Raw genomic sequence first — 23,761 nt, 5'->3', positions numbered from 1 at the left:
GGGGGTTCAGGGGCATGTTGGACCAGCTCATCAAGGGGGCCACCGTCGTGGATGGCACGGGTGCGCCCTCGTACCTCGCCGACGTCGGCATCCGGAACGGCCGAATCGCCGTCATCGGTACCGTCACCGAGGACGCCCGTAGCACCGAGGACGCCTCCGGCCTGATCCTCACCCCCGGCTTCGTCGACCCCCACACCCACTACGACGCCCAGCTCTTCTGGGATCCGTACGCCACGCCCTCCCTGAACCACGGGGTGACGACCGTCGCCGCCGGGAACTGCGGTTTCACCCTCGCACCCCTGAACCCCGCTCGCCCCGAGGACGCCGACTACACGCGCCGGATGATGTCCAGGGTGGAGGGGATGTCCCTGGTGGCGCTGGAGGAGGGGGCGCCCTGGAGCTGGCATTCCTTCGGGGAGTACCTGGACGCGCTCGACGGGCGTATTGCCGTCAACGCCGGATTCATGGTCGGGCACTGTGCGCTGCGGCGGTACGTCATGGGGCCGCAGGCCGTCGGGGGGCAGCCCACCGAGGAGCAACTGGGCGCGATGCTGCGGCTGTTGCACGAGGCCATGGACGCGGGGGCCTGGGGGCTGTCCACCACGCAGTCCGGCACCCACTCGGACGGGGACGGGCAGCCGGTCGCGTCCCGGCATGCGCGGCCCGCGGAGCTGCTGGCGCTGTCGAAGGCCGTCGGCGAGCACGAGGGCACGCAGGTCGAGGCGATCGTCGCCGGCTGTCTGGACCAGTTCAGCGACGACGAGATCGATCTGCTCGTGGAGATGAGCGCGGTCGCCGGGCGGCCGCTCAACTGGAACGTGCTGACCGTCGACGCGGCCGTACCGGAGCGGGTGCCGCGGCAGCTGAGCGCGAGTGAGCGGGCCCGGAAGGCCGGGGGCCGGGTGGTGGCACTCACCATGCCGATCCTCACCCCGATGAACATGTCGCTCGGCACCTTCTGCGCCCTCAACCTCATCCCGGGCTGGGGGCCGATCCTCGGGCTGCCCGTGCCGGAGCGGATCGCCAGGCTCCGGGACCCCGCCGTCCGGGCGGAGATGCTGCGGCGGGCCGGGTCGAAGGAGGCGGGCGTCTTCCGGCGGCTGGCGAACTTCGGCCGGTACGTCATCGGGGACACCTACAGCGAGGCCAACCGGGGGCTCACGGGACGGGTCGTCCGGGACATCGCTAAGGAGCGGGGGCAGGACCCGTTCGCCTGCCTGGTGGACATCTGCGCGGCCGACGAGCTGCGTACGGTGCTGTGGCCGATGCCGACCGACAACGACCCGGCCTCCTGGGCGCTGCGCGCCGAGACCTGGCAGCACGAGGACGTGCTGCTCGGCGGCTCCGACGCGGGCGCGCATCTGGACCGGATGTGCGGGGCGCCGTACACCACCCGGTTCCTCGGGGACTGTCTGCGCGGCCGGAAGCTGGTCGGTCTTGAGCAGGCCGTGAAGATGCTGACCGACGACCCGGCACGGCTGTTCGGGCTGCGGGAGCGGGGCCAGGTGCGGGAGGGCTGGCATGCGGACCTCGTCCTCTTCGACCCGGAGCGCATCGACGCCGGTCAGGCCCGGCTGGTGCACGACCTGCCGGGTGACAGTCCGCGGCTGGACTCCCGGGCGATCGGGGTGCGGGCCGTGTGGGTCAACGGGGTCGAGGCGATCCGGGACGACACGGTGACCGGGGCAGTACCGGGGAAGGTGCTGCGGTCCGGCACCGACACGCGGACGGTGAGTACCAGGTGAAGGGGGAGCGGCTGTTCGTCGGCGGGGAGTGGGTGGAGCCGGACGGCGGGCACTACCCGGTGACCGACCCGGCCACCGAGGAGACCGTCGGCTGGGCGCCGGAGGCCACGCCGGAGCAGGTACGGGCGGCCTGCGCGGCGGCCCGGGAGGCGTTCGGGGCGTGGTCGCGGACCCGGCCGGAGGAGCGGGCGGCGGTGCTGGGCCGGGCGGCCGGCATCATCCGCGAGCGGATGGGGCCGTACACCGAGCTGGCCCGCGCGGAGACCGGCGCGACCACCGGGACCGCACGGGCGATGCAGGTCGGGGTGGCCGCCGCCCGGTTCCGCCGGTACGCGTGCGTGGAGCCCGCCGAGTGGGCGATCGCGCCGCAGATCAACGAGGCCGGGCCGATGGGGAGGGCCGCCGTGCTGGGCGCGCTGGCGGTACGGCAGCCCGTAGGCGTCGTCACCTGCATCACCTCCTACAACAACCCGTGGGCCAATCCGGCCGGCAAGGTCGCGCCCGCGCTGGCCATGGGCAACACGGTGGTGGTGAAGCCCGCGCCGCAGGATCCGCTGTCCGTGTACCGGATGGCGGAGGCGCTTCAGGCGGCCGGGGCGCCGCCGGGGGTGGTGAACGTCGTCTCCGGGCGTGCCACGGAAGTGGGTGAGGCCGCTGTCGCGTCCCCCGACGTCGACATGGTCAGCTTCACCGGCTCCACGGCCGTGGGCCGGCGGATCGCCGAGGTGTGCGGGCGGGACATGAAGCGCCAGCTCATGGAGCTGGGCGGGAAGGGCGCGGCGGTCGTGTTCGACGACGCGGACGTGGGCTCCGCCGTCGCCGGCATCGGTACGACCTTCTCCTTCTACAGCGGACAGATCTGCACGGCTCCGACCCGGGTGCTGGCCCAGCGCGGGGTGTACGGCCGTCTGGTCGAGCAACTCGTTGAGTACGCGGGGAGGTTGAGGGTCGGGGATCCGCGGGAGGCGGACACGGTCGTCGGGCCGGTGATCTCGGCGGAGCACCGGGCGCGGGTCGAGTCGTACGTCGAACTCGGGCGGAAGGAGGGCGCGTCGGTGGTCGTGGGCGGTGAACGGCCGTCGCTGGAGCGGGGTTTCTACGTCTCGCCCACCCTTCTCGCCGACTGCGCCAACGACATGCGGGTGGCCCGGGAGGAGATCTTCGGGCCGGTTGTCGTGGTCATCCCCTTCGACGACGAGGAGGAGGGGGTCGCCCTCGCCAACGACTCCGAGTACGGGCTCATCGACTACGTCTGGTCCGGTGACGTGGCCAGGGCGTTCCGGGTGGCCCGGCGGCTGCGGGCCGGGGGCGTGGGGGTGAACACCGTCGGCCGCAACATGGAGGCGCCGTTCGGGGGGTTCAAGAGGAGCGGGGTGGGGCGGGACGTGGGCGTGTACGCCCTGCATGCGTACAGCGAGGTGCAGGCGATCGTGTGGCCGGGGTGAGGCGGTCCGATCACGCACTCACTGCGTGAAGAACGACGCCGGATGTCGGGGGTCGGCCGTGCAGGTGAACAGGCCGCCGTGGCTGTACCGGCCGATGACCATGCCCACCGGCTCGCGCAACGGGTCGCCCAGCGCCTCGCTCGGCTCCGTGGCGCGCTCCTCCAGCGGGCGGAAGCGGTGGGGTGCGCCGTCGGGGCCGAAGGTGCCGAGCCCGTACTCGGCCGAGTCGAACTGGAGGAACAGATGCAGCGGAGCCCCGCAGTCGCCGCAGTCCAGGGGGTCGGGGCGGTCCGTCGTACCCCAGCTCAGGAAGCCGCCCAGCTTGTAGCCGGGGATCGTGGTGAGGTCGTCGGCCAGGTCCCGTTCCTCCAGCCAGGCCTCGAAGCGTTTGCCGAGGCCGGCCGGGAGTTCCTCGTCCCCGGGGTAGTCCGTCACCCGCTCCGGGTGCAGCACGCAGGGGCGCGGGACCATGTCCAGCTCGTCGTCCCACTCCTCGGCCGGATCCGGCTGCTCGGCGAGCGGGCCGGCGACCTCGGCGGCCCGGCGCCAGAACAGTCGGCAGGCCTGTCCCCAGCCCTCCGGGTGCGGCTGGTCGTGCCAGTCGGGGCACCACAGGAGCTGGACGAGGTCCGTGCCGTCCGGGAAGCCGATTTCGGGGAAGTCCGCCTGCGTCAGCTGGGCCACCGCCACCATCCGCAGGGTGTACGGCCTGCCGTTGACATCCTTGTGGTCGGCGCACTCCGGCCACGGCTCGGCGGCCGGCCAGCACAGGGGGCTGCCGATGTGGCTCTCGCGCGGGCCGGGTGTGCCGCGGCGCGGGTGCAGCCGGACGGCCGGGCGGGCGTGAGGCAGCAACTCCGGGAAGTCCCGGGCGGGTTCGATGGCGGAGGGCGCGGTGGTGAGTTTCACGTCCGCAGTGTCCCCCGCGCTCACCCGCTGAGGTTCACCCGGGTCGTCGCCTCTCCGGCTCCGTACGGACGTCACCCCTCCAGATCCACCCGCACCGTCAGCAGGTCCGTGCCGAACGCCCGTACCGCCGCGCTGTTGAAGCGGGGCAGGCTGCGCAGGCGGGCCACCGGGTCGTCGTCGGGGAGGAGGTGGGCGGTGCCGCGGTGCCAGCGGCCGGCGAGGCGGACGCGGACCCTCGGGTCGGCCTGGATGTTGCGGACGTACTGGGACTTGTAGCCGAACTCGGAGACCAGCCAGAAGGAGTCGCCGACCTTGCGGCCGCCCACCGGGGTCTGCCGGGGCAGGCCGGAACTGCGGCCAGTCGTCTCCAGGAGGGTCTGGAACGGCAGCCTCCGGTTGAGTGGGTTGGCGATGTGCCGCTGGAAGGCGGTCACCACACGGTGCTTGCGGTCTGCGGGGGCTGACATACGGTTCGCTCTCCTGGTCCGACGGCACGGTGTCGTGGCGGGGATGGTGTGTCGGCTCGGTGCGGGGTCTGTGACCCCCGGACGTTCCGCCGGCTGTCGCGTGTTAGCCTCCCGCGCAGTTCTGATCATTTCAACGGGGGAACCTGATGGGCGCGTCTTCGGACGGCTACACGGTCAAGTCCGGGATGTCCGGACAGGCGAAGGATCTGGACGCCGCGGGCGACGACGCGGGCAAGATCCGCGAGGCGATCCAGCCCGGCATGTGCTACATGGACGACGCGCTCGGCGGCCCGGACGCCGCCGCGGCGTTCAACGCGTACGCCGCCGCCTGGGAGGCGGAGGTCAAGGCCCTGGAATCGGCGCTGCACGAACTGGCCGACAAGGTACGGCTGTCGAAGGGGGCGTACCACGGCAGCGACAGCCTCGTCGGCACGAGCGCCCACAACGTGGCCGTCGGCGAGAGCAACCTCACCAGCACCATGCCCGCCCATGCCGGCCGCCCGTCGGCGCTGGTCGACTACTGAGGGGCGGGCGATGACGGAGTCCACGGGCGACCGCAGCAAGAGGCTGGGCGAGCTGTGCAAGACCATTGCCTCCGCCGACAGCAAGAACGACCTGATCGACGCCATCAACGACGCGCTCGCCGTCTCCGCCCCGGTCGGCGACACGGCGACGCTGGAGTTCCTGGGCAAGCTGTACCAGAAGCAGGACCTCGAGGACCTGTACAAGCGCATCGACAGGGTGGCCAAGAAGGGCCTGCCGGACGTCTGGGCCGGGAACACGAGTGTCCTCGCCTCGGACGCGGTGGCCGCCGCCGGGCGGGCCGCCGGGGCGGTGGGCCGGGCTTTCTACGGCGGCGGACAGGCGCTGCTCACGTTCGCCGACGCCCTCAAGGACGCCAAGAGCCAGGACAGCGACGGGCGGGATTCGCTGCGCCAGGCACTCGGGATGCTCGGCGGCAAGGACGGCTGGTTCGACGACCTCTTCGAGTCCGACGCCGACAAGGCCGTCCGGCTGAACGCCCGTTCCCTCGCCTCCCTGGGCGCCGAGGACATGCACAAGGCCGCGATCACCGCCGACGACGCCGCCCACGCCGTCGCCAGGGACCTGAACAAGTGGGTCTCCGAGGCGCGTCTGCGCAAGCTGGGCACGGGCAACCTTACGGCCGTCGACAAGCTGATGCTGGCCGAGACCAGTGCCGTCGACGGCGACCCCGTGCTGAACGAGATCCTCACCGCGCACGACCTGGAGCGCGCCGGCCGGCGCATGGACCAGCTGAGCGCCGCCGACCGGGCCGCCATGGACCAGATGCTGGCCGGGTCGCAGAGCCCGCAGGAGCGGGCCTATCTGATGAAGGCCCTGGCCGCCGGGCACAGCGTGGCGGAGATCGAGCAGTTCCAGGGCAAGATCCAGGGCCACGACCCGGAGTGGCTGCGCAGGCATCTCACGCCGGTGGTCACCGAGGTGGACAGCATGGACGACGAGGGCCTGGCCTCCGACGGCTCCAACAACAACAAGGACTACGTCACCTTCGACGGGCAGCGGTGGATCCAGGGCGGCGACGGCTCGGAGGGCACCTGCGTGGCCTCGTCCACCGTCACCGCCCGCGCCATGGTCGACCCCCTCTACGCCCTCGACCTCACGGGCGGCCCCAGCGGTCAGGAGGACGACCCCGATGCCTTCAAACAGCGCCTGGTGGCCGAGCAGCACCGGCTGCACACGGAGGGCGACGGCGGTGACCACTGGGAGGGCATGGGCCCCGACGGGCAGGAGCACATCGCCGACACCACCATCGGCGCCGCCACCGGCGACGACTACCAGCGCCACGACCTGGACGGCGCCGCCGACCGCAGGGCGGTGCTGACCGACGTCGAGAAGGCGGTCGCGGACGGCCGCCCGGTCCCCGTCGACGTCAAGGGCAAGGACGGCGCCCACGCGATGACCATCATCGGCCAGGAGGGCGACAAGCTGCAGATCTACAACCCCTGGGGTTCGACGACCTGGGTCAGCGAGAACGACTTCATCAACGGACACATGAGCAAGGCAGCGGACAGTGGACTCAACGACGCGTACAGCGTGTACCTCCCGACGGCGAAGTAGGCGGAGCCTGAGGCGTCGGGGCAGGGCGGCGGGCGGCGTCGTCGCGGCGGTCGCGCTGCTGACGCTCGTCGCGGGCTGCGGGTCGGGCACCGACGAGCCCGCCCCCGTCGCCCACCCCACCGACGAACCCCGCATCACCGCGAAGGTCGGGGAGCGCTTCACGCTCACCGTCCACCAGAACGCCTCCACCCGTGAGCACTGGTACCTGTCCGACCCCAGGCCCGACGCCCACGTGGTCCGCGCGCGCGGGCGGCACAGCACCTCGGACTCCGGCGACAAGCACCTGGTCGGCGCCGGCAGCAGCCTCACCTTCACCTTCGAGGCCATCGGCAAGGGCAGCACCCGGATCGTGCTGACCCACTGCACGTTCGCCACCACCTGCGACGAGGACGGCGGCGGCAACCCGGCCCCGGCGTCGACCGCGCCGTACCGGCAGTCCGCGCCGAAGCGCGTCACCTACACCGTCACCGTCCGCTGAGCCGCCGGCACCACCGATACCGGAAACATGAACCCCGTATGAACCCCGCCCCGCATCCCCCGGACCGCACCGACGACGAGCTGGCCCGGCTCGACATCCCGGTCCTGCTCCGCTACGGCCTCACAGCACCGCCCGGCCCCCGGCGCACCGCCCTGTTCGGCGACGGCGTCGTGGGGGCGGCCGTGCTGCTCGACCGGCTCGGCACCCAGCCGCGCTCGGTGGCCTTCCTCGCCGACATCGTCCGGGCCGGTGGCCTCGCCTACGCCGCCGGGCTCGCCGAGCCGCTGCCGCGCCCGGAGGCGGCGGCTGTCATACGCGACTGGCTGGCCGCCGGCACCGAGCTCGCGGCCGGTGTCGCCGCCGACGACACCGCCGCCCGCTGGCTGCGTGCCGTCGCGACGGTCATCGAACTACGGCAGCTGACGAGGCCCGCACGGAGCTGACCGGCGCCGGCGCCCCCGCACCGGTCCGGCCGCCGTTCTGTGCCGCAACTCGGCGCGTATGTATCGCCGTTCAGGAAGGCGCCGTACGCCACTCGACCGTGCCCGCGCCCGACACCGGCAGCGACCCCCGCGGCTCGCCGACCGATCGTGGCGGCCCCGGTCGCCGTACAGCCGTGCCCCGTCGGTCAGTTGGCCGGTGCGGACCCAGCGGTTGCGGTAGGAGAGCGCCTTCGTGCCGGTCACCGGGCGACCTGCCCGGCGGCCTGGGCCTTCGCCTGGACGTGGGCGACGTAGCGGACGGTGAAGAGCATCGGGACGACGAAACCGGCGATCTGGACGACGGTCGCGGGCGTCGAGTGGGCGCTGCCGGAGCGGGCCAGCACCGCGAGGACGACGGCGGTCAGGACGAAGGCGGCGGTCCACACGGACGTGATGACGACGTTGACCCGGATGAAGGGCTTCAGGCCCCAGAGCTCGCGCGGGGTGGTGCGCTTGGCGATGCCCAGGGTGAAGGGCCGGCCGACGGCCAGCGAGAGGCCGGCGATGACGGCGAGGGTGCCGGAGGAGAGGGCGGCGGAGTAGTCGTGCACGCCCGAGTGCGGGTCGGCGAAGGCGATGGCCGCGAGGACCGCGAAGAAGACCGCCGAGCCGGCCTCGATGACGAGGGCGTCGAAGCCGGCGCCGGAGCGCCTCTCCTGGGCGATGATCCCCACGGCCACGACCAGGGCGGCCAGGGCGCCCCACTGCCAGTCCCCCGAGGGGATGACGGCGAAGACGATCCACGGCAAGAACGTGCGCAGGTACGACATGGGTTCCCCCGGTCGGTGAGTGTCCTGGTCTCGACATGTCAAAAGTAGAAGGTCCTGTCTCGACATGTCAACAGTGGAATGTAGGATGGGGGCATGAGTCTCAAACACGCCCTGCTCGGCCTGCTGTCGGACCGTCGCGCCAGCGGCTACGACCTGCTGAAGACGTTCGAGACCTCGCTGGCCAACGTCTGGCCGGCGACCCAGAGCCAGATCTACACCGAGCTGACGAAGCTGGCGGGCTCCGGGCTGATCACGGTGGCCGCCGAGGGTCCGCGCGGCCGCAAGGAGTACGAGATCACCGACGCGGGCATGGCGGAGCTGCGCCACTGGCTGACCGAGGTCCCTCCCCAGCGCGTCGTCCGCAGCGACATCCTGCTGCGTGTCTTCTTCCTCGGTGTGCTCAGCCCCGAGCAGGCCCGCGCCTACCTGACCGACCTGACCGCCATGTCCCAGGCCGGATACGACCAGATGCGGCAGCTCGCCGACTCCGTCGACTGGGACGAGGGCGACCTCTCGGTCTACGGCCGCATCGCGCTGGAGTACGGTCTGCGCTTCAACGCGATGCGGCGCGAGTGGGCCGAGTGGGCGGCCGAGCAGATCAGACAGCCCCGAGGAAGATCGGGTTGGTGAAGGCGGCCAGGGCGCCCGGCACCGGGCCCGCCGCCGTCTCGTGCCGCAGCTCGGCGCGTACGTACGCGGCGTAAGCGGGTGTCGTACGCCACTCGGCCGCGCCCGAGCCGGACACCGGCAGCGGATCGCTGGTGAACAGCACCCCCTGGTCGGTGACGAAACGGATCGAGCAGCGCGGGGCGCCCGAGACCTCCAGCCGGACGGCCACGGGGGTGTCGGCGGCCACGGCCAGCCGCTCGCCGATTCCCGCCTGCTCTCCGCGCCCGCCGGTCACCGTGAACGCGAGGGTCACGTTCTTCGACTCGGCCACGTACGAGCGCCCCGCGCGGATGCCTTCCTGGATCGCCTCCCGGGTCAGGTCGTCGGCGAGGACGACCGTCTGGGGACTGCCGACCGTGTCCGGGTCGCGGTGGGCGTCGCTGTTGCCCATGGCCGGAATCCAGGGCCGCCCCTGCCGCACGGAGGCGACCAGCTGGTTGTCCCAGTCGGCCAGCGTCACCTCGTCGTCCGGGGTGTAGGGGCCGTTCCACACCTCCACGGCGTCCGCCTCGCCGAAGCCGAACTTCCAGCCGCAGCCCACGCAGGTGGCGTGCGGGTGGGCGGGGACGACCAGGCCGCCGGCGCGGCGGATGTCCCGCGCGAAGCGGGCCCAGCGGTGGTCCCGGGCCCGGTAGCGCCAGTCCACGAAGGTACCGGGATCGGTGCCGAGCGCCACCACATGGCCGTTCCGGGTGGTGATCTCCTCGCCGAGCATGATCAGCAGGTCGTCGCCGGCCTGGTCCGCCCAATGGGGGTGCGCGGAGTGGGTGTTGTGGTCGGATGAGTTGATGAAGTCCAGGCCGGCCGCCCGCGCGAGGGCTGCGATCTCGGCCGGGGTGCGGCGGCCGTCGGAGTACCAGGAGTGCAGATGGCAGTCGCCCCGGTACCAGTCCCGGCCCCGCCCCTTGGCCCGGGAGGGCGGATACACCGGCCGCGGGGTCTCGCCCGCCTCGCCGTAGGTCAGCGTGATCGTCAGCTCGTAGGTCAGCCCCTGCGGCGCCACCGTGTAGGGGCCCAGCGCCACGTGCCAGGTGCCCTCCCGCACCGGGCCGGGGATGTAGCCCGGTGTGGCGTCGTCGGCGCGGACGAAGAACTCCGTGCGGGCGCCGCCCGACCAGCCCCTGAAGCCCTGGCCGCCCAACTCGGTGCCGCGCTCGTCGAAGAGGCCGATGTCGAGGGCGTTGCCCTGGGTGCCGGCCGGAACCGAGGGCCTGTCGTAGGTGTAGGAGACCCTGATCTCCCGTACGCCGGCGGGGACTTCGACCGGGACGTACACGAAGTCGGGGGAGCCGGGCGGCAGGGTGCCGCGTGCCGTCCGGGTCTCCTGCTGCTGACCGTCCGCCGCTGCGAAGCTCACGCTTCCCAACGTAAGGGCAGCGGCGGCGCCCGTCACGAACAGCGCGCGTCTGCCGATGCCATGAGCCTGACCGTGCGTGTCTTCAGCCATGGCGGTCACTCTCCCGTCCGCGCGTTAACGCTCGTGAACGAGAGGGCGAGTGGCATCCGACAGGTGTCATGCACGCGGTATCACGGCCATGGGCACGGACAATGCCGACCAGTCGGTATGGACAGTGCAGGCCCGGCCCGGTACAGATGGGCCATGCGTATCGCCGTCACCATCTTCCTCACCGACGAGACCATCGCGCCGGTACGGCTGGCCCGCGAACTGGAACACCGCGGTTACGCCGGCCTCTACCTCCCCGAACACACCCACATCCCGGTCGAGCGGACCACCCCGTACCCGGCCGGCGGCGACCTGCCCCGCGAATACGGCCGCACCCTCGACCCCTTCGTCGCCCTCGGCCAGGCAGCGGCCGTCACCGAGCGCCTCGGCCTCGGCACCGGCATCACCCTCCTCGCCCAGCACGACCCCATCGCGCTGGCCAAGCAGATCGCCACCCTGGACCACCTGTCCGGCGGCCGTTTCACCCTCGGTCTCGGCTACGGCTGGAACGTCGAGGAGGCCGCCGACCACGGGGTGGAGTGGCGCACGCGCCGGGAACTGGTCCGGGACCGGGTGCGGCTGATGCAGGCGCTGTGGACCGAGGAACCGGTGTCCTACGAGGGCGAGTTCGCCCGCGTCCGGGCCAGCCACGCCCACCCCAAGCCGGTGCGGAAGCCGCGCGGCCGGGTCGTCGGCCCGCGCACCCTCGTCGGTGGGGCGGCCGGGCCGAAACTGTTCGCGCACATCGCCGAGTACGCCGACGGCTGGCTGCCGATCGGCGGCCGGGGTCTCACCGAGTCCCTGCCGGTGCTGCGCACGCTGTGGGCCGACGCGGGCCGCGACCCGGCCGCCCTCCAGGTCGTCCCGTACGCGGTCCAGCCCACGCCGGGCAAGCTGGCCCACTACGCGGACCTGGGCATCGAGGAGGTCGTACTGCAGTTGCCGCCGGCGGGGGAGGCGGAGGTGCTGGGGGTGCTGGAGGAATACGGGAGTTACCTGTAGGCCCAGCGGGAGCCATCTTCCGTAATCACCCCGAACGTATGCTCAGGGGATGACGACTTCCGCGTCCTCCGGAACCGGACCGACCGAGAACTCCATGCGTCGCGCCCTCAAACGCGCCCGGGACGGCGTCGCCCTCGACGTCGCCGAGGCTGCGGTGCTGCTCCAGGCCCGCGGCGAGGCCCTGACCGACCTCGCCGCGTCCGCCGCCCGGGTGCGCGACGCGGGTCTCGAACAGGCGGGCCGTCCCGGTGTCATCACGTACTCGAAGAGCGTCTTCATCCCCCTCACCCGCTTGTGCCGGGACAAATGCCACTACTGCACGTTCGTCACGGTCCCCGGCAAGCTGCGCCGGGCCGGCCACGGAATGTTCATGTCCCCGGACGAGGTGCTGGACATCGCCCGCAAGGGTGCCACCCTCGGCTGCAAGGAAGCCCTGATCACCCTGGGTGACAAGCCCGAGGACCGCTGGCCCCAGGCGCGCGAGTGGCTCGACGCGCACGGCTACGACGACACGATCGCCTACGTCCGCGCGATCTCCATCCGCATCCTGGAGGAGACGGGCCTGCTGCCCCACCTCAACCCGGGCGTCATGACCTGGACGGACTTCCAGCGGCTCAAGCCCGTGGCCCCCTCCATGGGCATGATGCTGGAGACGACCGCGACCCGGCTGTGGTCCGAGCCCGGCGGCCCGCACCACGGCTCCCCGGACAAGGAACCGGCCGTACGGCTGAGGGTGTTGGAGGACGCCGGCCGTTCCTCGGTCCCCTTCACCTCGGGCCTGCTGATCGGCATCGGGGAGACGTACGAGGAGCGGGCCGAGTCCCTCTTCGCCCTCCGGAAGGTCTCCAGGGCCTACCACGGCATCCAGGAACTGATCATCCAGAACTTCCGCGCCAAGCCGGACACGGCGATGCGCGGCATGCCGGACGCCGAACTCGACGACCTGGTCGCCACGGTGGCCGTCGCCCGCCACATCATGGGCCCCTCCGCCTGCCTCCAGGCCCCGCCGAACCTCGTCGACTCCGAGTACGAACGGCTGATCGGCGCCGGCATCGACGACTGGGGCGGGGTGTCGCCCCTGACCATCGACCACGTCAACCCCGAACGCCCCTGGCCGCAGATCGAGGAACTCACCGAACGCTCCCGAGCCGCGGGCTTCGAGCTGCGCGAACGCCTCTGCGTCTACCCCGAGTTCGTGCGCCGCGGCGAGCCCTGGCTGGACCCGCGGCTGCGCCCGCACGTGAGCGCGCTGGCCGACCCGGAGACGGGCCTGGCCCTGCCGGACGCGACCGTCGAGGGCCGGCCGTGGCAGGAGCCGGAGGAGGCCTTCGTACCGTCCGGCCGTACGGACCTGCACCGCACGATCGACACCGAGGGCCGCACGGCCGACCGGCGCGACGACTTCGACGAGGTGTACGGCGACTGGCAGGCGCTGCGCGAGGCGGCGGCCCCCGGCATGGCGCCGGAGCGCATCGACACGGACGTACGCCAGGCGCTGGCGACGGCGGCGGACGACCCGACCAAGCTCTCCGACGCCGAGGCCCTGGCCCTGCTGCACGCGGACGGCCCCGCGCTGGACGCGCTGTGCCGGGTGGCCGACGACGTGCGCAGGTCGGCCGTCGGGGACGACGTGACGTACATCGTCACCCGCAACGTCAACTTCACCAACGTCTGCTACACGGGCTGCCGCTTCTGCGCCTTCGCCCAGCGCCGCACGGACGCCGACGCGTACACGCTGTCCCTGGAACAGGTCGCCGACCGCGCCCAGCAGGCCTGGGACGTGGGCGCGGTCGAGGTGTGCATGCAGGGCGGCATCCATCCGGACCTGCCGGGGACGGCGTACTTCGACATCGCGAAGGCCGTCAAGGAGCGCGTTCCCGGTATGCACGTGCACGCCTTCTCGCCGATGGAGGTAGTGAACGGCGCGACGCGGACGGGGATGTCGATCCGGGAGTGGCTCACGGCGGCGAAGGAATCCGGCCTGGACTCCATCCCGGGGACGGCGGCGGAGATCCTGGACGACGAGGTCCGCTGGGTGCTGACCAAGGGCAAGCTGCCGGCGGCCACCTGGATCGAGGTGGTGAGGACGGCCCACGAGCTGGGCATCCGCTCCTCCTCCACCATGATGTACGGCCATGTCGACCAGCCCCGCCACTGGCTGGGCCATCTGCGCACGCTGGCCGCCATCCAGCGCGAGACGGGCGGTTTCACGGAGTTCGTCACCCTCCCCTTCATCCACACGAACGCCCCGGTGTACCTCGCGGGCATCGCGCGCCCCGGCCCTTCCACGCGGGACAACCGCGCGGTGACGGCGATGGCCCGGCTCCTCCTCCACCCCTGGATCCCGAACATCCAGACAAGCTGGGTGAAACTGGGCGCGGAGGGTGCGGCGGAGATGCTCCGCTCGGGAGCGAACGACCTGGGCGGCACCCTGATGGAGGAGACGATCTCCCGCATGGCGGGCTCGTCGTACGGCTCGTACAAGTCGGTCCGCGATCTGGTCGCCGTGGCCGAGGCGGCCGGCCGCCCGGCGAAACCGCGCACCACGCTCTACGGCGAGGTGCCTCAGGAGCGGCAGCGGGCGGCGGAGGCCTCCGACGGCCACCTGCCCGAGCTGCTGCCCGTCCTGGACTGAGTACGATGATCCGACCCCCGACCTGAGGCGGGGCCCCGTAGCGGAGGAGATGCGAACCCGTGGCTGCCCGACTGCCCTCCTGGGCCTGGGTCACCGGCCTGACGGCAGGCGCGACCGCGGCCGTCGTCGCCCTCGCCGTACAGGCGGACCACGGGCCGCACCCCGCGGCCGCCGTGGCCAAGCCGCGCCCGTCGGCGTCGGCGAGCGCCCATGGCTCCGCCGCGCCGCACTCCCCGGCCCCGCCCGCGCTGCCGGACGCGTCGGGCGAGGGCCGCCGGATCGTGTACTCGCTCGGCGAGAAGCGGGTGTGGCTCGTCGACGCCACGGGCAAGGCGTCACGGACGTTCACGGTGTGGCCGGGCACGGTGAGCCCGCAGCCCGGCCGCTACTCGGTCACCCTGCGTACCCAGTCCCTCAGGGGCTCGGACGGCGTGGAGATCGAGCACATCATGTACTTCACCAAGGTGCAGGGCGTGAACATAGCCTTCTCCAACGCCCTGGACGGCTCCTCGCCGCCCCCGGCGGACGGCAAGAAGCTGGGCGGCATCCGGATGCACAAGGAGGACGGCGCCGCCCTGTGGTCCTTCGGCGATCAGGGCACCAGGGTGGCGGTCGTCAAATAGCGTCCACCCGGCGGGCCGGCAGCTGGTTGACGATCAGGGCGACCCCGGCGAGCAGGAAGATACGGGTCGCTGCCTCCAGCCCGTTCCAGGTCTTGGACTGCCACATCGAGAACCACTCACCGCCGATCGCGATGAACCCGGCGCCGAAGAGCAGCAGCAGCATCAGCAGTCCGTAGGTGGACCAGCGCCGCGCGAGGTCGTCGTCCTTGCGTCGCGCCCAGAGGTACGTGCCCCAGATCAGCACCAGGGCCGCCACCGTCTCCCACACGATGATGAGGACGTACGCGGTGTCCTGGAGGCCGGTGCTGGTGACGGCCCGCCACATGAGGTTGTCGTCCTTGAACGTCGTGTCCATGGCCAGCACATGCCGGACGAACTGCTGGTTGGTCCCGAAGTCGGTGATGTTCCCGAGGGCGACCAGGGCTATGTAGAGGGCGAGTATGCCGGTGAGTGCACCGGCGGCGAGGCTGAGGCCGGTGTGACGTGGGGGGTTGGTGGTCATGGCTGGATTCTCCCCTGCCCAAGGCCCGCTTATCGCGTGGTCATTGCGCCAGAATGGGAGAGCGGGCTGCGGGAGGGGCGGACGGATGGCGCAGGCACGGCCGTCGATGCAGGAACTGATCGGACGGCGCAGACGGGCGGGGTTCGTCGGACGCAGCGATGAACGGGCCGCGTTCCGGGCCAACTTGGACGTACCCCCCGAGGACGAACGCCACCGCTTCCTCTTCCACGTCCACGGCAACGCGGGCGTCGGAAAGACCTTCCTCGTACGGGAGTTGGAGCAGATCGCGCGGGAGCGCGGGGCGCTGACGGCGTACGTGGACGAGAGCGTCGGAAGCGTGCCGGAGGCGATGGCGGCGATCTGCGACCAGTTCGGCCGACAGGGCCACCGGTGCAAGGAGCTGGAGCGGCTGCTGGCCGCCTACCGGGAGCGGCGGCACGAGGCGGAGGCCGCCGCGCTCGCCCTCGACCCGGAGGCGGCGCCGCGCCCGTCGGCGGGTGCACTGGCGGTGGCGCGGGCCGGGCTCGTCGGGCTCGGTATGGTGCCGGGCGTCGGACCGTTCGCCGGCGCGCTGGACGCGGCCCAACTCGCCCAGAACGCCGACCGGTTGCGGGCCGGACTCAGCGCGCGGCTGCGCAACCAGGAGGACGTGCGCCTGGTGCTGTCGCCGGAGCGGGTCCTGACCCCGGCGCTGCTGGGCGAGCTGGCCGCCTCCGCCTCCGCCGCACCGTGGATCGTCCTGCTCTTCGACACCTACGAGCGCACGGGCACGTTCCTGGACGGCTGGCTGCACGAGATCATGACGACGGACCGGTACGGCACCCTGCCGGCCAACGTGGTCCTGGTGACCGCGGGCCAGCTCCCGCTCGCCCCCGCCCGCTGGGCCGGATTCGCGGACTTCGTGGCGGACGTGCCGCTCGGTCCCTTCACGGAGACGGAGGCGCGCGGCCTCCTCGCGGACAAGGGCGTCCGGGACGAGCCGGTCGTCGCCGAGGTGCTGCGGCTGACCGGGGGCCTGCCGGTGCTCGTCTCCACCCTGGCCGAGACCCGCCCCGCCGACCCGCGGGACGTGGGCGACCCCAGCGGAACGGCCGTGGAGCGGTTCCTGAAGTGGGTGCAGGACCCCGTGCACCGGGCCACCGCGCTGGCCTGCGCGCTGCCCCGGACGCTGGACGCGGATGTGTTCCGGGCCGTGGTCGAGTGCCCGGAGGAGGAGTTCGACGGGCTGTACGCGTGGCTGCAGAGCATGCCGTTCGTCAGCGGGCGCGGGGACCGGATGCGGTACCACGATCTCGTGCGGGCGCCGATGCTGCGGCTGCAGCGCCGGCAGTCGCCGCGGAGCTGGGCCGAGCGGCACCGGCGGCTCGCGCGGACGTTCGCGGGATGGCGCACGGAGACCGAAGCCGCCCTGGAACCTGGGGAGTTCTGGAAGGAGGAGGACTGGCGGGAGCTGCGCCTGGCCGAGTCCTACCACTCGCTGTGCGCGGATCCCCGCGCCGCACTGCCCGCCGTGCTGGCGGACGTCGTCACCGCCTGCGACCACGGGGACGACGTCCTGTGGCGCTGGGTGCGGCTGCTCGTCGAGGCGGGCGAGGACACAGGTGCCACGGGCGCGCGGAACCTGGCGGGCTGGGGAGACGCGCTGGCGGAGGCGTTCGCGGCGGACGCGGCGGCCGGGGTGGCGGCCGTCCTGCTGGACCGGGCGCGGGGCGAGGAGCCCTGGCGGGCGACGGCGTACGCGGTCCGCGGCGACGCCCTGGCGCGCGACGGCGACCAGCAGGGCGCGCTGGACGCGTACGACCGGGCCCTCGCGCTCGACCCCTCCCTGGTGCGGGCCCTGCGCGGCAAGGTCCTGGCGCGCAGCTCGCTCGGCGACTACCGGGGGGCCCTGGAGGACCTGCGCCGGGTGCTGGAGCTGGAGCCGGACAATCCGTACAACATGTTCCTGCGCGGTGAGCATCTGCGGATCCTGGGCCGGTACGAGGAGGCGGTGGCCGACCTCGACCGAGGGATCCGGCTCGACCCCGGCCAGGCCTTCGCCTGGGCCTCCCGGGGGGCCGCCCGACTGGCCCTCGGCGAGCTGGACGACGCGCAGGCCGATCTGAACCGGGCGCTCGATCTCAACGCCGACTACGCGTGGGCGCTCGCCCGCCGGGCCCGTCTCTGGCGCGCCCGCCGGGACCGCACCCGGCAGCTCGCCGACCTGGACCGGGCGCTCGCCCTCCAGCCGGACTGGGCCTGGGGCCGCTGCGAACGCGGTGACGCGCTCCGGGTGGCCGGCCGGGACGAGGAGGCGCTCGCCGACTACGACCGCGCGCTCGCCCTGGACCCCGACTACGCCTCGGCATACGCGAGCCGGGGCGCCTCGTACGCCAACCTCGGCCGCCTCCAGGAGGCCCTCGCCGACCTCGACCGCGCCTTGTCGCTCAACCCGGTCTACGCCTGGGCGCTGCGCCGCCGGGCGGAGGTGCACCGCCGGCTCGGCGCGGACGCCCTGGCCGAGGCGGACGAGTCCCACGCCGCCCACCTCTCCCTCCCCACACCCCCACCACCGCGCCACCACCCGTCCTCGGTCAACTGACCCGGGGCCCGCTTCGCCACGACCCGGTTCCGAAGGACCCGGAGCGCGGCCCGGGTTCAGGGCCCGTGTCGGCCCGAGTGAAACGCGGCACCTGTTCGAGGCAACGACGAACGCGCAGCAGACTGGGCCTGGGACTACAACCCGAGTGCCGAGTACGTCACGGGAGGGTTGCCACCTGGAATGGTGGCCGGACGCGGTTTCATCAGCTTCCTTGCCGTGCCACGGCATGAGTGCGTCTACGTCGGCAACGTCACGTGGTACGGCTGATGCTGTTCGGCCGGTCTTCCGTCACCACCGGCAGCACCTTGGTCAGCATCAGGTCCAGGAACTGGTCCGGCTTGCGGAAGGCCGCGAAGTGGCTCGCCCCCTCGATCAGGGCGAAGTCCTTCACCGGGGCCGTGACCGACTCGTAGAAGCGGCGGGCCGGCTCGGGTGGGGTGAGGACGTCGCTCTCGCCCTGGAAGACGAAGAAGGGAAGGCGGAAGGCGGTGCCCTCGGCGTACTCGTCGATCGTCATCGCCTGGGGGCCGAGCGTCTCGGAGAAGGTCTGGGCCTTCAGGTAGGTGCGCAGGTCGCGGAGGGTGTGCAGGGGGGAGAACCAGAGGGAGCGGATGACGACCGTCTTCATGGTGTCGTAGGTGAGGGGGTCGGTCGTGACCACCGTCTTCGCGTACTCCGCCCATTCGTGGGCCGACCAGGCCGACCGGTCGGGGCCGATGGCGGTCATCCTCGCCAGTTGCTTCTTCCTGCCCGCCTTCTCCAGGCGGGCCAGCAGCGCCTCATAGGCGGAGGTGTCCCGGCCCCCGCCGACGATGTTCTGGTCGGTGCCGACGTACGCCGAGTACAGCTCGGGGTGGTCGCGGACCAGGCGCAGGCCGGTGACCGTGCCGAAGCTGTTGGCCACCAGCAGGAGCCTGTCCACGCCGAGGCGGGTGCGGATGTGGTGCGTGACCTCCAGGGCGTCCTCGTGGAGACGGTCGAGGGTCAGCTCGCCCTGGCCTTCCGGGCCGCCCGCGGCGAACGTCCGGCCGGCGCCCCGCATGTCCCAGCGGACGATCGTGAAGTGCCGCTCCCAGGCGCGGGTGCGCGGGGTGAAGATCAGGTTGGAGGCTCCGGGGCCGCCGTGGATCTCCAGGATCACCGGGTTGGTCCGGTCCTCGCCGCGGACGGAGATCCACTGGTCGATGCCACCGATGCGGACGTACGAGGACTCGTCGATGCCGTTCGGGGTGGTGATCGTGAGCTTCCTGGCGAGGGCGCGGCGCTTGAGGGCCCGATAGGTGAGCAGCATGGTGTTCCCCCTAAACTGTTTACGGCGTCAGCTGTTCTGTGTGTTTACGGTATATACAGTTGTCTGGTGGAGTCAACGGGCTTCGCGCTGCGGCGATCGGGAGGGACACCATGGGCGGGCGGAAGAGCGAGCAGGAGCAGGACCGCGATCCGCGGGCGGTCCTCGCGCTGCTGTGGGGAGAGCAGGGGCAGCCCACGCGCGGGCCCAAGCCGACGCTGTCCCCGCAGCGCATCGCCGCGGCCGCCGTCGAACTGGCCGACGCACAGGGGCTGGACGCGGTCTCGATGAGCAAGGTCGCCGCCGGGTTCGGCGTCTCGGCGATGGCCCTCTACCGCTATGTGCCCGGCAAGGCGGAGCTGGTCGAGCTGATGATCGAGTCGATGCTGGCCGAGGTCCCCGACCTCTCCACCGCCGAGGGCGACTGGCGAGCCGGGACCCGGCTGTGGGCCCGCCGGTGCCTGGACCTCTACCGCGCCCATCCCTGGGCGCTCGCCGCCACCGCGATGCGCCGCCAGGTCATGGGCCCCAACCAGCTCGGCTGGCTGGACGCGGCGCACGCGGTCCTGGAGCCGACCGGCCTGCCGGCGGCCCAGCGGCACCAGGTCTTCGTCCTGGTCGTCGGCCTGGTGCGCAGCCTCGCCCAGCAGACGGCCGACTTCGACGCGGACGAGGACCGGGAATGGAACCGCCTCACCGGCGAGGTGCTCGAACGTCACGCGGACCGGTTCCCGGCCCTGACCCGGGCCATCGCCGACGGCGCCTTCGAACCGGCCGGTACCGACCCGCTCGACTTCGGGCTCGACCGGATCCTCGACGGGGTCGAAGCGCTCATGGCTGGGCGGGAATGACGCGGGAATGACCCCTGGGGGGTGATTTGCCCCTGTGAACGGACCGTTCGCCGTCGATTACAGTGCTGAGCGTCGTACGGACGGACGGTGCCGTGAGGAGGTCTGAGTGAGTGCGACATCCGGCGCCGTCTGGGGCCGATCCGAGCAGCAGGACTTCCGCAGCAGGGTGCGCGGCACCCTGCTCGGTGTCGCCGTGGGCGATGCGCTCGGCGGGCCCGCCGACCCGCTGTCCCTGGAGGAGATCCGGGCCGCGTACGGCCCCGAGGGGCTGCTCGACCTGGCCTTCGGACACGGGCGGCGCGGCACGGTCACCCATCACACCCAGCTCACCCTGTTCAGCGTGGACGGGCTGATAAGGGCCCAGGTGCGCCGGGACACCGGCGCCTGGCATCCGCCGACCGATCTGCACCGGGCGTATCTGCGCTGGGCGGCCACCCAGCGGGACTGGGGGCCCGACGAACGCCGCAAGGACGACGGCTGGCTGGCCCGTGAGGAGTGGCTGTACGCCCGCCGGGATCCGAGCCGGGCGCTGCTCGTCGGGTTCGGCGACGACATCATGGGCACGCTGGAGTCACCGAAGAACCCCGGCGAGCTGGGACCGGAGGCGGTGGCCCGGTCCGCGCCCTTCGGGCTGCTGGTCGGCTGGGAGCCGCAGCTCGTCGCGCAGCTCGCGGTGGAGTGCGCCGCGCAGAGCCACGGACACCCCCTCGCCTACCTGTCGGCGGGCGCGTACGCCGTGATCGTGCATGCGCTGGCCCGGGGCGAGAGCCTGGACGGTGCCGTGCAGCGAGCCCTCGCCCTGCTCGCCGCCCGGCCCGGCCACCAGCCCGTCTCGGACGCCCTGCAGCATGCCCTCGGGGCGGTACGGCAGGGGATCCCGAGCCCGACGCGGGTGGAGGAACTGGCGGGCGACGGTACGGCGGACGGGCTGCTCGCCGCGTCGGTGTACTGCGCGCTGGTGGGGGAGGACATGCGGCACGGACTGTGCCTCGCGGTGAACCAGAGCGGCCCGTCGGCAGCGGCCGGCGCCCTCACCGGCGGCCTCCTCGGCGCCCTCCACGGCGAAACGGCCCTCCCCCCGGCCTGGGTGGCCGAGCTGGAGGGCCGCCCGACGGTACTGGAACTCGCCGACGACTTCGCGATGGAGATGACCCAGGGCCCGGCCCTGCACGGGCCCGCCGGGTCGTCGCCGGGGTGGCTGGTCCGGTATCCGCGGGCCTGAGGATCCCCGACAGCAACCCCTACGACGCCCCCACCACGTCGTCCCCCGCTCCCGCAGGCACCGGCGTGGCCGGCGCAGCGTCCCCGTCCCCGTCGGTGTTGACCTTCTCGATGACGGCGAGGCGCTCGGGCGTCTCCTCGGGCTTCAGGTACCCGATGGCGATGTACAGCACCAGGGACACCGCCAGCGGGATCGAGACCTGGTACTGGAGCGGGACTCCGCCGGAGACGTTCCAGTTGATGGGGTAGTTCACCAGCCAGAACGCCAGCAGACCCGCCGCCCAGCTGGTGAGCGCCGCCGTCGGTCCGGAGCGGCGGAACGGGCGGAGCAGGCCCAGCATCATGGGGATCGCGATCGGGCCCATCAGACCGGCGACCCACTTGATGACGACCGTGATGATGTCCTTGAGGGTGGGGGAGTTGACCTGCGTCGCCACCGCCATGGACAGGCCGAGGAAGACCAGCGTCGTCACGCGGGCCGCGATCAGGCCGGAGCGCTCGCCCCACGCCCGGGCGCGGGAGGACAGCACCGGCGCCACGTCACGGGTGAACACCGCCGCGATCGCGTTGGCGTCGGAGGAGCACATGGCCATCGTGTGGGAGAAGAAACCGACGACGACCAGGCCCAACAGGCCGTGCGGTAGCAGCTGTTCGGTCATCAGGCCGTAGGAGTCGGATCCGTCCGGCTTCTGCGCGTGGACCAGCAGCGGGGACATCCACATCGGGAAGAACAGCACCACCGGCCAGACCAGCCACAGCGCGGACGACAGCCGGGCCGACCGCTCGGCCGCGTACGCGCTGCCGGTCGCCATGTACCGCTGCGCCTGGTTCAGCATGCCGCCGTTGTACTCGAAGAGCTTGATGAACAGGAAGGCGAGGAGGAACACCGTGCCGTACGGCCCGACCAGGGGTTTGCCGTGGCCGTGCAGGGCCGGCTGGTTCCAGGCGTCGAAGAAGCCGATGTGCTTGTCGTCCAGCTTCAGTACGACGGCGACGAACATCGAGACACCGGCGAGCAACTGGATGACGAACTGGCCGAGTTCGGTCAGCGCGTCCGCCCACAGGCCGCCGATCGTGCAGTACACGGCCGTGATCGCACCGGTGATGAGGATGCCCTGGTTCAGGGTGACTCCCGTGAACACCGACAACAGGGTGGCGATCGCCGCCCACTTGGCACCCACGTCCACGATCTTCAGGAGCATGCCGGACCACGCGAGCGCCTGCTGGGTGGACAGGTTGTAACGGTTCTTCAGGTACTCCAGCGGGGAGGCCACATGGAGCCGGGAGCGCAGTCGGTTGATGCGGGGCGCGAACAGCTTCGACCCGATGGCGATGCCGAGCGCGATGGGGAAGGACCAGGTGACGAAGGAGGTGACGCCGTAGGTGTAGGCGATGCCCGCGTACCCGGTGAACATGACCGCGCTGTAGCCCGACATGTGGTGCGAGATGCCGGACAGCCACCAGGGCATCTTGCCGCCGGCCGTGAAGAAGTCGGAAACGTTGTCCACGCGCTTGTGCGACCAGACGCCGATCGCGACCATCACACCGAAGTAGCCGATGAGTACGGCCCAGTCGAGACGGTTCATGTGCTCGATCGTGGGTGCCGCCACATGAACACGACAAGCAAGAGTAAGGTCAAGTCAACGTAAAAATGTTCGGCTTGATGATTCGTGTTCACTTACATGAACGCCCCGACATTCGGCGCGAGTTCCCTCAACGCATCAACTCCCCCGCGTTGACCAGCAGCGACTGCCCGGTGATGGCCCGCGCCCGGTCCGAGGCCAGGAACACCGCCGCGTCCGCCACGTCCCCGTCCGTCGCGAGGTCCGGCAGTGCCATCCGTTGCGTCAGCCGCCCCAGCACCTCCGCCTCCGGCACCCCTTCCGTCTGCGCGGTGAACCGGACGTAGGCCTGCACCGGCGGCCCCCACATCCAGCCCGGCAGGACGGTGTTGACCCGGATCCGGTACGGCCCGAGTTCCCGCGCCAGGGAGTACATCGCACTGGTCCGTGCCCCCTTGGACGCGGCGTAGGCCGCCTGCTTCACCTGCGAGGGCGCGGCGAGTGCCGACTGCGTCCCGATGAAGACCACGCAGCCGCCGCCCGCCTTCAGCGCCGGCAGACAGGCCCGCGTCATCCGCAGGGTGCCCAGCAGGTTCACGTCGACGACCGACTGCCAGGTCGCGAAGTCCGCGTCCTCCAGTCCGCCGAAGTACGAGTCCCAGGCCGCGACATGGACCACCGCGTCGATGCCGCCGAACCGCTCCCGCGCCAGCGCGGCCAGCGCCGCGCACTGCCCCTCGTCGGTGATGTCCGTCGCCCGGTACGCCGTGTGCGCACCGTCCGGATCGACCTCCGCCGCGCTCTTGGCGAGGTTGGCCTCGGTGCGCGCCCCGAGCACCGCGTTCCCGCCGTCCCGTACGACGGCCGCGACGACCTGGTGACCGAGCCCGGCGCCCACTCCCGATACGACCACTGTCTTGCCTGTGAGCAGGGACATCGGTGCCTCCCGCGGTATGGCGCTTTGTCTGACGGAGCGTCAGAGTAGGG

Annotated in this window: 21 protein-coding genes; 13 read left to right on the top strand and 8 right to left on the bottom strand. The window is 71.9% G+C overall.

Going from position 1 to position 23,761, the window contains the following annotated elements:
• The first annotated feature begins 14 nt into the window (after positions 1-14).
• Both ACZ418_RS13415 and ACZ418_RS13410 read left to right on the top strand, forming a co-directional pair.
• On the top strand, positions 15-1,745 hold the full coding sequence (locus ACZ418_RS13415; RefSeq protein ID WP_468361653.1) for an N-acyl-D-amino-acid deacylase family protein: 1,731 nt from the start codon (positions 15-17) through the stop codon (positions 1,743-1,745).
• On the top strand, positions 1,742-3,190 hold the full coding sequence (locus tag ACZ418_RS13410) for an aldehyde dehydrogenase family protein (protein WP_468361650.1): 1,449 nt from the start codon (positions 1,742-1,744) through the stop codon (positions 3,188-3,190). The genes ACZ418_RS13415 and ACZ418_RS13410 overlap by 4 nt, the downstream gene beginning before the upstream one ends.
• Before the next feature lie 18 nt (positions 3,191-3,208).
• On the opposite strand, the gene ACZ418_RS13405 is transcribed toward ACZ418_RS13410, so the two are convergent.
• Both ACZ418_RS13405 and ACZ418_RS13400 read right to left on the bottom strand, forming a co-directional pair.
• Entirely contained in the window at positions 3,209-4,099 is an 891-nt protein-coding gene (locus ACZ418_RS13405; protein ID WP_468361646.1) for a hypothetical protein, read from the bottom strand.
• 71 nt (positions 4,100-4,170) lie between these two features.
• Positions 4,171-4,566, bottom strand: coding sequence for a nitroreductase/quinone reductase family protein (locus tag ACZ418_RS13400; RefSeq protein ID WP_468361643.1), 396 nt, complete (start codon positions 4,564-4,566; stop codon positions 4,171-4,173).
• 146 nt (positions 4,567-4,712) lie between these two features.
• Here ACZ418_RS13400 and ACZ418_RS13395 point away from each other — a divergent pair, with 146 nt between their 5' ends.
• Genes ACZ418_RS13395 through ACZ418_RS13380 form a run of 4 tightly spaced genes read left to right on the top strand, consistent with a single transcriptional unit; the run spans position 4,713 to position 7,587 of the window.
• The gene (locus ACZ418_RS13395; protein ID WP_468361640.1) at positions 4,713-5,090 is read left to right on the top strand and encodes a hypothetical protein; all 378 of its coding nucleotides are present in this window, start codon (positions 4,713-4,715) and stop codon (positions 5,088-5,090) included.
• Between the two features lie 10 nt (positions 5,091-5,100).
• On the top strand, positions 5,101-6,666 hold the full coding sequence (locus ACZ418_RS13390; protein ID WP_468361637.1) for a peptidoglycan-binding protein: 1,566 nt from the start codon (positions 5,101-5,103) through the stop codon (positions 6,664-6,666).
• Positions 6,620-7,144: a protease inhibitor I42 family protein gene (locus ACZ418_RS13385; RefSeq protein WP_468361634.1), complete on the top strand. Its 525-nt coding sequence runs from the start codon at positions 6,620-6,622 to the stop codon at positions 7,142-7,144. Before ACZ418_RS13390 ends, ACZ418_RS13385 begins: the two co-directional genes overlap by 47 nt.
• Before the next feature lie 38 nt (positions 7,145-7,182).
• On the top strand, positions 7,183-7,587 hold the full coding sequence (locus ACZ418_RS13380; protein ID WP_468361631.1) for a hypothetical protein: 405 nt from the start codon (positions 7,183-7,185) through the stop codon (positions 7,585-7,587).
• A gap of 239 nt (positions 7,588-7,826) precedes the next feature.
• Here ACZ418_RS13380 and ACZ418_RS13375 read toward each other — a convergent pair whose 3' ends face one another.
• Positions 7,827-8,396 carry a hypothetical protein gene (locus tag ACZ418_RS13375; protein ID WP_468361628.1) on the bottom strand — a complete coding sequence of 190 codons (570 nt, stop codon included), beginning with the start codon at positions 8,394-8,396 and terminating at the stop codon, positions 7,827-7,829.
• 93 nt (positions 8,397-8,489) lie between these two features.
• Between ACZ418_RS13375 and ACZ418_RS13370 the strand changes: the two genes are divergently transcribed.
• Positions 8,490-9,026: a PadR family transcriptional regulator gene (locus ACZ418_RS13370; protein ID WP_468361625.1), complete on the top strand. Its 537-nt coding sequence runs from the start codon at positions 8,490-8,492 to the stop codon at positions 9,024-9,026.
• On the opposite strand, the gene ACZ418_RS13365 is transcribed toward ACZ418_RS13370, so the two are convergent.
• Entirely contained in the window at positions 8,995-10,512 is a 1,518-nt protein-coding gene (locus ACZ418_RS13365) for a CehA/McbA family metallohydrolase (protein WP_468361622.1), read from the bottom strand. The two genes, ACZ418_RS13370 and ACZ418_RS13365, sit on opposite strands and share 32 nt — an antisense overlap.
• Positions 10,513-10,665: 153 nt before the next feature.
• On the opposite strand from ACZ418_RS13365, the gene ACZ418_RS13360 reads away from it, so the two are divergent.
• The 3 genes from ACZ418_RS13360 to ACZ418_RS13350 are packed head-to-tail and all read left to right on the top strand — an operon-like array spanning position 10,666 to position 14,769.
• Complete coding sequence (locus tag ACZ418_RS13360) at positions 10,666-11,511, top strand: LLM class F420-dependent oxidoreductase (protein WP_468361619.1); 846 nt, start codon at positions 10,666-10,668, stop codon at positions 11,509-11,511.
• Positions 11,512-11,560: 49 nt separating this feature from the next.
• Positions 11,561-14,146: a bifunctional FO biosynthesis protein CofGH gene (locus ACZ418_RS13355; protein WP_468361617.1), complete on the top strand. Its 2,586-nt coding sequence runs from the start codon at positions 11,561-11,563 to the stop codon at positions 14,144-14,146.
• A 59-nt stretch (positions 14,147-14,205) separates the two neighbouring features.
• Positions 14,206-14,769 carry a hypothetical protein gene (locus ACZ418_RS13350; RefSeq protein WP_468361614.1) on the top strand — a complete coding sequence of 188 codons (564 nt, stop codon included), beginning with the start codon at positions 14,206-14,208 and terminating at the stop codon, positions 14,767-14,769.
• Here the strand turns inward: ACZ418_RS13350 and ACZ418_RS13345 are convergent.
• The gene (locus tag ACZ418_RS13345) at positions 14,762-15,271 is read right to left on the bottom strand and encodes a DUF2165 domain-containing protein (RefSeq protein WP_468361611.1); all 510 of its coding nucleotides are present in this window, start codon (positions 15,269-15,271) and stop codon (positions 14,762-14,764) included. The genes ACZ418_RS13350 and ACZ418_RS13345 overlap by 8 nt on opposite strands.
• Before the next feature lie 85 nt (positions 15,272-15,356).
• Here ACZ418_RS13345 and ACZ418_RS13340 point away from each other — a divergent pair, with 85 nt between their 5' ends.
• Positions 15,357-17,852, top strand: a complete 2,496-nt coding sequence (locus ACZ418_RS13340) for a tetratricopeptide repeat protein (RefSeq protein WP_468361608.1) — start codon at positions 15,357-15,359, stop codon at positions 17,850-17,852.
• 250 nt (positions 17,853-18,102) lie between these two features.
• On the opposite strand, the gene ACZ418_RS13335 is transcribed toward ACZ418_RS13340, so the two are convergent.
• Positions 18,103-19,143, bottom strand: coding sequence for an alpha/beta fold hydrolase (locus ACZ418_RS13335; protein ID WP_468361605.1), 1,041 nt, complete (start codon positions 19,141-19,143; stop codon positions 18,103-18,105).
• 110 nt (positions 19,144-19,253) lie between these two features.
• On the opposite strand from ACZ418_RS13335, the gene ACZ418_RS13330 reads away from it, so the two are divergent.
• The gene (locus ACZ418_RS13330; RefSeq protein WP_468361602.1) at positions 19,254-19,991 is read left to right on the top strand and encodes a TetR/AcrR family transcriptional regulator; all 738 of its coding nucleotides are present in this window, start codon (positions 19,254-19,256) and stop codon (positions 19,989-19,991) included.
• Between the two features lie 106 nt (positions 19,992-20,097).
• Positions 20,098-21,213, top strand: a complete 1,116-nt coding sequence (locus tag ACZ418_RS13325) for an ADP-ribosylglycohydrolase family protein (protein ID WP_468361599.1) — start codon at positions 20,098-20,100, stop codon at positions 21,211-21,213.
• A gap of 19 nt (positions 21,214-21,232) precedes the next feature.
• On the opposite strand, the gene ACZ418_RS13320 is transcribed toward ACZ418_RS13325, so the two are convergent.
• Together ACZ418_RS13320 and ACZ418_RS13315 are read right to left on the bottom strand one after the other, a co-directional pair.
• Positions 21,233-22,798: a sodium:solute symporter family protein gene (locus ACZ418_RS13320; RefSeq protein ID WP_468361596.1), complete on the bottom strand. Its 1,566-nt coding sequence runs from the start codon at positions 22,796-22,798 to the stop codon at positions 21,233-21,235.
• Positions 22,799-22,925: 127 nt separating this feature from the next.
• Complete coding sequence (locus ACZ418_RS13315; RefSeq protein WP_468361593.1) at positions 22,926-23,711, bottom strand: SDR family oxidoreductase; 786 nt, start codon at positions 23,709-23,711, stop codon at positions 22,926-22,928.
• Positions 23,712-23,761: the final 50 nt, after the last annotated feature.

This window comes from Streptomyces sp. NPDC030820, assembly GCF_055572075.1.
This window is presented reverse-complemented; position numbering and strand designations above follow the sequence as displayed.

Excerpts from the sequence above, each read along its gene's own strand:
- ACZ418_RS13340 (WP_468361608.1), top strand. The coding sequence starts at position 15,357 with ATGGCGCAGGCACGGCCGTCGATGCAGGAACTGATCGGACGGCGCAGA.
- ACZ418_RS13380 (WP_468361631.1), top strand. The coding sequence starts at position 7,183 with ATGAACCCCGCCCCGCATCCCCCGGACCGCACCGACGACGAGCTGGCC.
- ACZ418_RS13375 (WP_468361628.1), bottom strand. The coding sequence starts at position 8,396 with ATGTCGTACCTGCGCACGTTCTTGCCGTGGATCGTCTTCGCCGTCATC.
- ACZ418_RS13355 (WP_468361617.1), top strand. The coding sequence starts at position 11,561 with ATGACGACTTCCGCGTCCTCCGGAACCGGACCGACCGAGAACTCCATG.
- ACZ418_RS13345 (WP_468361611.1), bottom strand. The coding sequence starts at position 15,271 with ATGACCACCAACCCCCCACGTCACACCGGCCTCAGCCTCGCCGCCGGT.
- ACZ418_RS13400 (WP_468361643.1), bottom strand. The coding sequence starts at position 4,566 with ATGTCAGCCCCCGCAGACCGCAAGCACCGTGTGGTGACCGCCTTCCAG.
- ACZ418_RS13330 (WP_468361602.1), top strand. The coding sequence starts at position 19,254 with ATGGGCGGGCGGAAGAGCGAGCAGGAGCAGGACCGCGATCCGCGGGCG.
- ACZ418_RS13370 (WP_468361625.1), top strand. The coding sequence starts at position 8,490 with ATGAGTCTCAAACACGCCCTGCTCGGCCTGCTGTCGGACCGTCGCGCC.
- ACZ418_RS13335 (WP_468361605.1), bottom strand. The coding sequence starts at position 19,143 with ATGCTGCTCACCTATCGGGCCCTCAAGCGCCGCGCCCTCGCCAGGAAG.
- ACZ418_RS13320 (WP_468361596.1), bottom strand. The coding sequence starts at position 22,798 with ATGAACCGTCTCGACTGGGCCGTACTCATCGGCTACTTCGGTGTGATG.
- ACZ418_RS13315 (WP_468361593.1), bottom strand. The coding sequence starts at position 23,711 with ATGTCCCTGCTCACAGGCAAGACAGTGGTCGTATCGGGAGTGGGCGCC.
- ACZ418_RS13360 (WP_468361619.1), top strand. The coding sequence starts at position 10,666 with ATGCGTATCGCCGTCACCATCTTCCTCACCGACGAGACCATCGCGCCG.
- ACZ418_RS13365 (WP_468361622.1), bottom strand. The coding sequence starts at position 10,512 with ATGGCTGAAGACACGCACGGTCAGGCTCATGGCATCGGCAGACGCGCG.
- ACZ418_RS13390 (WP_468361637.1), top strand. The coding sequence starts at position 5,101 with ATGACGGAGTCCACGGGCGACCGCAGCAAGAGGCTGGGCGAGCTGTGC.
- ACZ418_RS13395 (WP_468361640.1), top strand. The coding sequence starts at position 4,713 with ATGGGCGCGTCTTCGGACGGCTACACGGTCAAGTCCGGGATGTCCGGA.
- ACZ418_RS13415 (WP_468361653.1), top strand. The coding sequence starts at position 15 with ATGTTGGACCAGCTCATCAAGGGGGCCACCGTCGTGGATGGCACGGGT.